This is a genomic window from Haloarcula sebkhae (genome assembly GCF_014647415.1).
Lineage (GTDB): Archaea > Halobacteriota > Halobacteria > Halobacteriales > Haloarculaceae > Haloarcula > Haloarcula sebkhae.
The window spans coordinates 202,907-214,193 of sequence record NZ_BMPD01000002.1 but is presented as its reverse complement, the minus strand read 5'-3'; the positions used below and the strand labels follow the sequence as shown (position 1 = coordinate 214,193).

Below are 11,287 nucleotides of genomic sequence, written 5' to 3'. Positions count from 1 at the left end.
CCTTCGATGCCGAAAAAGGCCGTCTGGGAGCCCAGCCCCACGAGCAAGTAGTCGTACTCGACGGTGTCGGAATCGGCGAGGTCGACTTCCTGAGCATCAGTGTCGATGCCGACGACCTCGTCCTGAATGAACTCGGTCGAAGGCTGCTTGATCTCGTGAACGGGGATAGCGATATTCTCCTGGACGCTCGGGTCCCGGATGCAGCGGTGGGACTCGTGCAAGACCAGATGATAGTCCGTCTCAGAAACCCACGTAATATCAACATCCGTCTCACCATCTAACTCGTCCTCTAAACTCTTTATTGCCCCCGCGCCAGCGTACCCCGCTCCGAGCACGACCACGTTCTCTGTCATACCGGAGACTCCGAAACCAACTGATACAAACCCTTTGAAATCCCTCTCAGCGGGGGAAGGATTCTCCGGCGAGATCCGGAACCAATGCGGTATGATGCGGCCCCGGTGACCGCAGAAAAACAATTCAAAAAACCAGAGACACGGACTAGTGTTCCGGTTCGCCCGCCGGTGCCCGCATATCGTCGATAGCGAGGATGAGTTTGTTGTTAGTGTCGTCCTTGCCTTCGAGAGTCCCGATAATCTGGAGCTTCGACAGTGGTGTCGGCCCAACTGTCACCGAGTCGCCTTCGTGGAATTCGGACATCGTACCCTGAAGCTGAATCTCCGCACGACACTCCTCGGGGTGGTGGACGCTGGTCAGGTCGATCTCCTCGACGTTCGAGTGTTCGACGAGCTCGCCGTTATGGCGTAGCGGGACTTCCGCAGCCTGGTCCATGTCCTGAATCTGGAGCGCGTCGTAGGCGTTGGCGGTGGGCTTGTACCCACCTTTGGGGCCGGGAACACCCTCGACAAGCTGCAGGGCCTTGAGGCTCTGCATCTGGTTGCGGATCGTACCGGGGTTTCGGTCGACTTTTTCGGCAATATCCTCGCCTTTGACAGCGCTTTCACTTTCCCGATAGAGATTTACCAGTTCCTGCAAAATGTTCTTTTGACTGGGTGTCAGTTCGATAGATGACATAATGTCCTGTTCGGTACAGCCGTCCTTAAATGCGACGGTAAACCGTCTGGAACCGTCTTAGAATCGCGGAAAACGTTAGTACTTTATTGCATCGCTGACCTGACACAGATATGGAAGATAATCGTATTCTGGTGACCGGCGGTGGGGGGTTCATCGGGACAAACCTCGCGAACAAACTGGCCGAGAACAACGATGTCGTCGCCCTAGATGACGGGTACCTCGGCACGCCCGAGAACGTATCAGAAGACGTAGAATACGTCGAACAGAGCGTCCTCGATGACGACCTGCCGACCGACGTGGATGTCGTGTTCCACCTCGCGGCACTCTCCTCCTACGCGATGCACGAGGACAATCCGACCCACGGCGCTCGCGTGAACGTCGAGGGGTTCGTCAACACAGTCGAGCAGGCCCGGGACGACGGCTGTGACACCGTCGTCTATGCCTCGACGTCTTCCATCTACGGCAGCCGAACCGAACCCTCGCCGGAGGACATGGATGTGACGGTCAACACTGGCTACGAGGCCTCGAAGATGGCCCGAGAGACGTACGCCGAGTACTTCCAGAACCACTACGACCTCACGCTGGCCGGGATGCGCTTCTTCTCGGTGTATCAGGGCTACGGCGGCGCAGAGGAACACAAAGGTGAGTACGCCAACGTCATCGCCCAGTTCGCCGACGACCTGGCCAGCGGCAACGCACCGAAGCTGTACGGTGACGGCGAGCAGACTCGCGATTTCACCCACGTCGACGACATCGTCCGTGGGCTCGTCCTGGCCGCCGAGCACGAGCTAAACGGCGTGTACAACCTCGGAACCGGCGAAGCCTACGACTTCAACACGGTCGTCGAGATGCTGAACGACGAACTCGGAACGGACATCGAACCGGAGTACGTCGAGAACCCGATTCCCGAGGACGTGTACGTCCACGACACCTGCGCTGACTTCTCGAAGATGCACGAGGCGACGGGCTGGGAACCGGAGATCAGCTTCGAAGAGGGTATCGAGCTGGTCTGTGCGCCGTATACATAGGAAGCCGCGCCTGTCGTCGATCCAACGCTGGGTCTTTATTCGCCGCCCGTGGAGGCGATAGTATGCAACAACAGGTTCGCGTGCTCGGCGTGCCGATGGACCTCGGTGCCGACCGGCGTGGCGTCGATATGGGGCCGTCGGCGATACGGTACGGCGGCCTCGCCGACCAGCTGACGGACATCGGTATCGACTGCATCGACGGCGGAGACATCGCCGTGCCACGACCCGAAGAGAGCGACCCTGATGCCGGCGGGCTGGACAGTGGGCGCGCGAAGTTCTTCAGGGAGACGAAAGAAGTCTGCGAGGACGTGACGACGGCAGTCGATGCGACCCTCCAAGAGGGACGATTCCCGCTCGTTCTGGGCGGCGACCACTCTATCGGCATCGGGACCATCGCCGGTGCGGCCCGCGAGGATGAAGAACTGGGCGTCATCTGGTTCGACGCCCACGGCGATTTCAACACACCGGAGACGACACCCAGCGGGAACATCCACGGGATGTCGCTGGCTGCTGTCCTCGGTCTCGGTGTGTTCTCGGACCACGAGTGGGCGCACACGCCAGCGGTGAGCGAGGAAAACGTCGTTATCGTCGGTCTGCGAGATGTGGACGACGGGGAACGCCGGCTGATCGAAGAAAGTGATATCACGGCATACACGATGTCTGATATCGACGCCCGGAGCGCGCCAGAGGTCGTCGACGAGGCACTGGAGATCGCGACCGACGGGACGGACGGGATACACGTCTCGCTCGACCTCGACTGGCTCGACCCGACGGAGGCCCCCGGCGTCGGGACGCCGGTTCGTGGCGGCGTCTCCTACCGCGAGGCCCACATCGCGATGGAGTACGTCGCCGAACACCACGACCAGCTGCGCTCGATGGAACTGGTCGAGGTGAACCCGATTCTCGACGAACACAACCGCACCGCCGAACTGGCCTGTGAACTCGTCGCCAGCGCTTTCGGCAAACGCGTGCTGTAACTGTTTAACCGCAAGAAGGCGATACAAACCACGCGACCGGGAATCGAGCCTTACTCTTCGGTGGTGGCAGGGACCACAGTGACGCTCGCCACGCGGTCGTCGTCTTCGAGTCCCATAATCGTCACCCCGCTTCCACCTTTTTCCCGCTCGGGTGGCCATAGGCCACCGCTCGCGGCAAAAACGTGGGCGAAAAAGGCCGCTCGCTTCGCTCGCGGCTGCTATTCGGTTTCTGCCGGCACAACTGTCACACTCGCCACGCGGTCATCCTCTTCGAGTCCCATAATCGTCACACCCTTTGTGTTCCGACCGACTTGCGACACGTCGCCGGCGCGGATGCGCATGATCTGGCCCTGTTCGGACATGATGACCAGATGGTCCTCGTCGGTGACCGCCTTGGCCGTTGAGACGCGACCGTTGCGGTCGTCAGTCTTGATGTCGATGAGGCCCTTGCCGTAGCGGGACTGGGTGCGGTACTCATCGAGTTTGGTGCGCTTCCCGAAGCCGTGTTCTGTGACGGTCAACAGCGACCGGGGGTCGTCGTCGTCAGTGGCGACCATCGCCGCAACCTTGTCGTCGTCCTGCAGTTTGATGCCGTTGACGCCGCGTGCGGAACGACCCATCTCGCTGACTTCGCTCTCGCTGAAGCGAATGGTCATTCCGGCCTCCGTGGCGATGACGAGGTCGCCATTGCCGTTGGTGACGTCCACGTCGATGAGTTCATCGCCGTCTTCGAGCTTGGCGGCGATGATACCCGTCGAGAGGATGTTCTCGAACTCCGAACAGCAGGTCCGCTTGACGTAGCCGTTCCGGGTCACCATCGTGATGCACTCGTCGTCACCGAACTCGTCGGTCGAGACGACGGCGGTCAGTTCCTCACCGTCGTCCAAGTCAATGAGATTGATGGCGGACTTGCCCCGTGCAGTGCGGGACATTTCCGGGATCTCGTAGGTCTTGAGCCGGTAGACCTGCCCCTGATTGGTGAAACAGAGCAGGTAGTCGTGGCTGTTGGCCCGGAACACCTTCGAAACCCGGTCGTTCTCCTTGGGGTCGGCCCCGATGATCCCCTTGCCGCCGCGGTTCTGGGGATCGAAGTTCTCGACGGGCATCCGCTTGATGTAATCGTCCTCGGTAATGACGACGACGCAGTCCTCCTCGGGGATGAGGTCCTCGTGGGTGACCTGCCCTTCGTCCTCGATGATGCTCGTCCGACGGTCGTCGTCGTAGTCGTCTTTGACTTCCTGGAGTTCGTCGGCGATGACGCTGTCGAGCTTCTCGCGGCTGTTGAGGACGGATTCGAGGTAGTCGATAGTGTCCTGTACGTCCTCGTACTCGTCCTCGATTTCGGCCGCTTCCATCGAGGTGAGCGAGCCGAGTTGCATCCGGACGATGTGGGCGGCCTGATCCTCCGAGAATTCGAAGGACTCCTGCAGCCCGGTCCGAGCAGCGTCACGGTCCTCGCTGTTGCGGATGAGTTCGACCACGTCCTCGACGTTTTCCAGCGCCTTCAGCCGGCCTTCGAGGATGTGGGCGCGGTCCTCGGCCTCGGCGAGGTCGTACTCGGAGCGCCGGCGGACGACCTCGCGACGGTGGTCGATGTAGTGCTGGAGACTCTCCTTCAGTGAGAGGACCTTGGGCTGGCCGTCGACCAGTGCGAGGTTGATAACGCCGAACGTGGATTCCAGATGGTGGTCGAGCAGCCGGTTTTCGACCACGTCGATGTTTGCCCCACGCTTGAGTTCAATGACTATCCGGACGCCGTTGCGGTCGGACTCGTCCCGCAGGTCGGAGATGCCCTCGATTTTTCCCTCGTTCACGTCGTCGGCGATACGCTCGACGACGCGGGCCTTGTTCTCCTGATAGGGGAGTTCGCTGATGACGATGCGACCCTCCTCCGGGTCGACCTCATACTCTGCGCGAACTCGCAGACGGCCCCGGCCGGTCGCGTACGCCGAATAGATGGCGTCGCGGCCGACGATGTTGCCGCCGGTCGGGAAGTCCGGTCCCTTGACGTGCTCCATCAGGTCCTCGACCGTACTGTCGGGGTTTTCGAGCAGGTGGACCGTTGCGTCGACCAGTTCGCCGAGGTTGTGCGGCGGGATGTTGGTCGACATGCCGACAGCAATCCCGGACGACCCGTTCAACAGGAGGTTCGGTACTTTCGACGGCAGTACGTCGGGTTCCTGCAGGCGGTCGTCGTAGTTACTGGAGAAGTCGACAGTGTCTTTCTCGATATCTTCGAGCAGTTCCTCGGCGATGGGGGCCATGCGGGCTTCCGTGTACCGCATGGCGGCCGCCGGATCGCCGTCCATCGACCCGAAGTTCCCCTGCCCGTCGATCAGCGGATACCGCATCGAGAAGTCCTGTGCCATCCGAACGAGCGTGTCGTAGATGGCCGAGTCGCCGTGTGGGTGGTAGTCACCCATCGTGTCGCCGACAATCGAGGAGGACTTCCGATGAGCGGTGTTCGAGGAGACGCCCATCTCGTGCATCGCATAGAGGATGCGCCGATGGACGGGTTTGAGGCCGTCCCGGACATCCGGGAGCGCCCGACCCGCGATGACCGACATCGCGTAGTCGATGTAGGACTGCTCCATCTCGTCCTCGATGCGGACGTGCTTGATCTGCTCAGCCGGGGCGTTCGCGTCGTTCGCGTCAGAACTCATATGTCGACCCACTCCGCTTCAGGCGAGTGCTCCTTGATAAATTCCTTGCGCGGTTCGACGGCGTCGCCCATCAGGATATTGAACATCTTGTCCGCGGCCGCGGCGTCCTCGATGGTAATCTGCTTGAGAATCCGGTTGTCGGGATTCATCGTTGTCTCCCAGAGCTGATCGGGGTTCATCTCACCGAGGCCCTTGAACCGCTGAACCTGCGTGGGGTTGCCGTCACACTTCTCTTCGATGATCGTGTCGCGCTCTGCATCCGTCATCGCATCGTAGGTGTTTCCACGGTAGCGAATCCGGTATAGTGGTGGCTGGGAGGCGTACACGTAGCCTGCTTCCAGCAGTGGCTTCATGTGCCGGTAGAACAGCGTCAACAGGAGCGTCCGAATGTGTGCTCCGTCGACGTCTGCATCGGTCATCAGGATGATCTTCTCGTAGCGCAGGTCGTCGATGTCGAACTCGTCGCCGATACCGGTCCCGAGCGCGGTGATGAGGTTCCGTATCTCGTTGTTCTCCAGAATCCGGTCCAGCCGGTGTTTCTCGACGTTCAGGATCTTCCCTTTGATAGGGAGGATCGCCTGAAAGTCCGGGTTCCGGCCCTGTTTGGCGCTGCCGCCCGCAGAGTCACCCTCGGCGATGAACAGTTCGGCTTCCTCGGGGTCTCGCGTCTGGCAGTCGGCCAGCTTTCCGGGCAATGCGGTCGAGTCGAGCGCCGACTTCCGACGGGTGAGTTCCTCGGCCTTCTGTGCTGCCTTCCGTGCCTTTGCGGCCTCAACGGCCTTCCCGACGATGGCTTCGGCCGTGTCGGGGTTCTCCTCGAAGAAAGTCGCCAGTCCGTCGTGCATCGCCGATTCGACGATGCCACGGACCTCGCTGTTGCCGAGTTTCGTCTTGGTCTGCCCCTCGAACTGCGGATCGGGATGTTTGACAGAAATGACGGCCGTCAGTCCTTCCCGGATGTCGTCGCCTTTGAGTGTATCGTCCAGATCTTTGAGCAGATTATTGTCGGTCGCGTAGTCGTTGACGACCCGTGTGAGTGATGTTTTGAATCCGGTGAGGTGTGTCCCGCCCTCGCGTGTGTTGATATTGTTGGCGAAGGCATGGATCGAACCCTGCAGGTCGTCAGTCCCCTGCATGGCAATCTCGACCTGGACCGGCCCCTCCGCGATTTCCTCCTCGTCTTCGAAGTAGATTATATCCCGGTGGAGCGGGTCCTTGGTCTCGTTCAGGTACTCGACGAACTCGCGGATGCCGCCGTCGTAGGCGAACGTCTCCGTTTCGCCGTCGCGCTCATCGTGGATAGAGATGGCGACACCGGAGTTGAGGAAGGCGAGCTCACGCAGTCGGGACGAGAGCGTCGAGAACTTGAACTCGCCGGTCTCGAAGATTTCGTCGTCGGGCCAGAACCGGACCGTCGTCCCCGTCTCTTCGTCGGGTTCGAGGTCGCGGACCTTCTTCAGGTCGTACTCGGGCTTGCCGTGGTCGAAGCGCTGCTTCCAGAGCGCGCCGTCGCGCCTGACCTCGACTTCGAGCCACTTCGAAAGCGCGTTGACCACGCTCACCCCGACCCCGTGGAGGCCACCGGAGACCTGGTAGGACTTGTTGTCGAATTTCCCACCCGCGTGGAGGATCGTCATCACGACCTCGACGGCCGGGCGGCCGTGCTCTTCGTGGGTATCGACGGGGATACCTCGCCCGTCGTCGCTGACAGAGACTGAACCGTCGTCGTGAATCGTTACGTCGATGTTGTCACAGTAGCCGGCGAGCGCCTCGTCGATCGCGTTGTCGACCACCTCATAGACAAGATGGTGGAGGCCACGAGCGTCCGTCGACCCGATATACATCGCGGGTCGCTTCTGGACGGCTTCCAGCCCTTCGAGGGTCTGGATCGACTTTGCGCCGTACTCATCAGACTCTCCTGACATAGGAACTTACCCGTCCTAATAGAGGGGCACGTATAAAGCTCCCGCACGCGCGCGGGACCGCGGTTTCGGGGACAGTTTTCACTTTCACTCTGGTGGCGATTACCTTTTAACCCCGACGCGGGTACGTACCGCACGACAATGACCTCGTATCAGTCGCGACTCGGCGAGGGCGAAGGGATCGCCGAGGAGTTGGCCGAATCCCAGCGGGCCATCTCCATCGCCGAGTTCTTCGAGAAGAACAAGCATATGCTGGGCTTCGACTCGGAGGCCCGGGCACTCGTCACGGCCGTCAAGGAGGCCGTCGACAACGCGCTCGACGCCTGCGAGGAGGCCGGTATTCTCCCCGATATCTACGTCGAGATTCAGGAGTCCGGGGACTACTACAAACTGGTCGTCGAGGACAACGGCCCCGGGATTACGAAGGAACAGGCGCCGAAAATCTTCGGGAAGCTCCTGTATGGCTCCCGGTTCCACGCCAGAGAGCAGAACCGCGGCCAGCAGGGGATCGGTATCTCCGCGGCTGTGCTCTACTCGCAGCTGACGTCGGGCAAGCCGGCAAAGATAACGTCCCGACCGAAGGGACAGGACGAGGCACAGTACTTCGAACTCATCGTCGACACGGACACCAATGAGCCCGAGATCAGCGTCGACGAGACGACGACGTGGGAGCGTCCCCATGGGACGCGTATCGAACTGGAGATGGAAGCCAATATGCGGGCCCGGTCGACACTGCGGGACTACATTCAGGACACCGCTGTAGTCAACCCCCACGCCCGCGTCGAGTTCGACGAACCGGGGCTGGACGAGTCCCTGAAGTTCGAGCGGGCCGAGCGCGCGGAACTCCCGGACGAGACGGAAGAGATCCGCCCGCACCCCCACGGCGTCGAACTGGGGACACTCCTGAAGATGCTCGAAGCGACGGATTCCTACTCTGTGTCCGGCTTCATGCAGGAGGAGTTCACCCGCGTCGGTGGGAAGACCGCCGACAGCGTCATCGCGAACTTCAACGACCGCCACTACGGCCGCGGCATGGCCTGGCAGCCGCCGAAAGTCAACGAGGACGCCGACATCGAGCGCGCTGTCGAGGACGCCGTGGCGAACAAAGGCGCTGAGACCACTGCGACGTTCGCAGCCGCCGTTTCCGACGCCATCCACGACCGTGACCGAGTCGCGTACCACGAGGTCGAAGCTATCGTCGATTCGGCGGCCGAAGACGCCGAAGCGGACGGCGACACGACGTTTGGCGCGACAGTTCGAGAAAACGCCGTCGAAGCCGCCTGGGGTGCCGTCAGCGACAACCTATCGAGCGATCTCTACGCGCTCGTCGACGAGGTAACAACGAAACGCAAAGACGACGCCGCGATCGAGGGGCTGGCGAGTCGACTGGCCGACAAATTCGACGACGACGGCCGCCACCGGCTGACCCGCGACGAACTCCGGGGCTACATCGACCGTGCGGCCGACATGACCGAGGAGCAAGACGACGCCACCTTCGGTGAGACGGCCCGCGAGAACGTGCTGGAGGCGCTCTGGACGGCCGCCGAGGGTGTTCCGGAGGAGCCACCAAAAGTCTCCGACATCGCCGACGACCGCGATACGGCGAGTGAACTGCTGTCGGCGATGCGCGAGACGGATATCATCGCACCACCGACGGACTGTCTCTCCCCCATCAGCGCGGAACTGGTCGAGGAAGGACTTCGGAAGGAGTTCGACGCGGACTTTTACGCCGCCTCGACGCGGGATGCGTCGGTCCACGGCGGCGACCCGTTCATCGTCGAGGCCGGTATCGCCTACGGCGGTGAACTCGAAAGCGAGGGGACCGTCGACGTGATGCGATTCGCCAACCGGGTCCCGCTGGTGTACCAGCGCGGGGCCTGTGCGACGACGGACGTGGTGAAGTCCATCCGCTGGCGCAACTACAACCTCGACCAGCCCGGCGGCTCCGGCATCCCGAAGGGGCCGGCCGTCATCATGGTCCACGTCGCCTCGACGAACGTCCCCTTCACCAGCGAGTCCAAGGACGCCATCGCGAATGTCCCCGAGATGGAAGACGAGATCGAACTCGCCATCCGGGAGGCCGCCCGCGAGCTCAAAAGTTACCTGAACAAGCGCCGCTCGATGCAACAGCGTCGCGAGAAACAGGACAAGCTGGCGACCATCCTGCCGGAGATGGCCGAGAAGCTCACCGAAGTCACCGACAACGACGAGCTACACATCGACGACTCGCTGGCCCGCATCATGAACAACGTCCTCGTCGAGCGCGAGGTTGAGGGCGACACGGTCCGGGTCCGCATCGAGAACAACGACGACACGAACGCGGACGTGGAACTGACCGACATCGTCACCGCCGAACCACAGGTCACCAACGGCGCATCGGTCGTCGAAATGGACGGCGAGTGGTTCGTCAAGTGGTCCCCGACCGTCGGGGCTGGTGAAACCGCCGTCCTCGAATACAGCGTGACTGGCGAGGCCGAGTTCACCGTCTCGGTCGACGGCATCGAAGAAGAGAAACTCACGGTGAACGCCTGATATGAGCACCGACTCAGACACCACACCCGACACCGAGGAAGCGCGCGAGCAACTCATCGACCTCGCGGCGGACTTCTACGACCAGTTCGCCGACGGCGAGGTCCCGACAATGACGATTCCTACCCGGACCAAGTCCAACATCGTCTTCGACGAGGACGAGCAGGTCTGGGTGTACGGCGACCGGAACTCTACGCGGTCGGCCAAGACGATATCCGGGGCCGAAAAGATCCTGAAGGCAGTCTACACCATCGACTTCCTCTCACAGCAACTGGAGGAAGACCGCTCCTCGACCCTGCGTGAACTGTACTACCTCTCGGAGTCCTGGGACCTCGACGAAGCCCAGTTCAACACACAGGACGAGTCGAACAACCTCATCGAGGATCTGGAGATCGTCTCCGACGTCAAACGCGAGGACTTCCACATGCGCCCGGAGGAGTCCGGAGCGAAGGTGATGGGGCCACTGCTCCTCCGCGAGCAGACCAACCGCGGGGACCGCGAGATCCACTGTCAGGATGACGTGGGGCAGGGCGGCTACCAGATCCCGAACAACCCCGACACCATCGAATTCCTCGACAACGACGCGAAGTTCGTCCTCTGCGTGGAGACCGGTGGGATGCGCGACCGACTCGTCGAGAACGGGTTCGACGACGAATACGACGCGCTGGTCGTCCACCTCGGCGGCCAGCCCGCACGGGCGACCCGGCGGCTGATCAAGCGGCTCCACGACGAACTCGACCTCCCGGTCACGGTGTTCACTGACGGTGACCCGTGGTCGTACCGTATCTTCGGGTCGGTCTCCTACGGCTCGATCAAAAGCGCACACCTCTCGGAGTATCTGGCGACGCCCGAAGCCCAGTTCATCGGCATCCGCCCGGAGGACATCGTCGAGTACGAACTGCCGACGGACCCGCTGTCGGACTCCGACGTCAACGCCCTGGAGAGCGAACTGGAGGACCCGCGCTTCCAGACCGACTTCTGGGAGGAGCAGATCGAACTCCAGCTCGACATCAACAAGAAGGCCGAGCAGCAGGCGCTCGCGTCTCGGGGGCTCGACTTCGTGACGGAGACGTACCTGCCCGAGCGGCTAGACGAGATGGGCGTGCTGTAGAAACAGCGCCAGCGAGACGTTTTTT

8 protein-coding genes are annotated in these 11,287 nt (G+C 61.7%); 4 read left to right on the top strand and 4 right to left on the bottom strand.

The window, feature by feature from the left end; translation table 11 throughout:
- Together IEY38_RS07055 and IEY38_RS07050 are read right to left on the bottom strand one after the other, a co-directional pair.
- Nucleotides 1-353 (bottom strand): FAD-dependent oxidoreductase (locus IEY38_RS07055; RefSeq protein ID WP_188977336.1); only part of this gene is annotated, 353 nt, incomplete at its 3' end.
- Between the two features lie 145 nt (nucleotides 354-498).
- A complete protein-coding gene (locus tag IEY38_RS07050) occupies nucleotides 499-1,032 on the bottom strand; it encodes an Rrf2 family transcriptional regulator (protein ID WP_004515710.1) in 534 nt (177 codons plus the stop codon).
- A gap of 110 nt (nucleotides 1,033-1,142) precedes the next feature.
- Between IEY38_RS07050 and IEY38_RS07045 the strand changes: the two genes are divergently transcribed.
- Together IEY38_RS07045 and rocF are read left to right on the top strand one after the other, a co-directional pair.
- Nucleotides 1,143-2,060 (top strand): NAD-dependent epimerase/dehydratase family protein, encoded by a 918-nt coding sequence (locus IEY38_RS07045; RefSeq protein WP_188976524.1) that lies wholly within the window; start codon nucleotides 1,143-1,145, stop codon nucleotides 2,058-2,060.
- A 62-nt stretch (nucleotides 2,061-2,122) separates the two neighbouring features.
- Nucleotides 2,123-3,037, top strand: a complete 915-nt coding sequence (rocF, locus tag IEY38_RS07040; protein WP_188976523.1) for an arginase — start codon at nucleotides 2,123-2,125, stop codon at nucleotides 3,035-3,037.
- Between the two features lie 218 nt (nucleotides 3,038-3,255).
- Here the strand turns inward: rocF and gyrA are convergent, their stop codons facing one another.
- The gene (gyrA, locus tag IEY38_RS07035; RefSeq protein ID WP_188976521.1) at nucleotides 3,256-5,700 is read right to left on the bottom strand and encodes a DNA gyrase subunit A; all 2,445 of its coding nucleotides are present in this window, start codon (nucleotides 5,698-5,700) and stop codon (nucleotides 3,256-3,258) included.
- The gene (gene gyrB / locus IEY38_RS07030; protein WP_188976519.1) at nucleotides 5,697-7,625 is read right to left on the bottom strand and encodes a DNA topoisomerase (ATP-hydrolyzing) subunit B; all 1,929 of its coding nucleotides are present in this window, start codon (nucleotides 7,623-7,625) and stop codon (nucleotides 5,697-5,699) included. The genes gyrA and gyrB overlap by 4 nt, the downstream gene beginning before the upstream one ends.
- A 138-nt stretch (nucleotides 7,626-7,763) precedes the next feature.
- Here gyrB and IEY38_RS07025 point away from each other — a divergent pair, with 138 nt between their 5' ends.
- Both IEY38_RS07025 and IEY38_RS07020 read left to right on the top strand, forming a co-directional pair.
- Entirely contained in the window at nucleotides 7,764-10,154 is a 2,391-nt protein-coding gene (locus tag IEY38_RS07025; protein ID WP_188976517.1) for a DNA topoisomerase VI subunit B, read from the top strand.
- 1 nt (nucleotide 10,155) lies between these two features.
- A complete protein-coding gene (locus IEY38_RS07020; protein ID WP_170097951.1) occupies nucleotides 10,156-11,262 on the top strand; it encodes a DNA topoisomerase IV subunit A in 1,107 nt (368 codons plus the stop codon).
- Nucleotides 11,263-11,287: the final 25 nt, after the last annotated feature.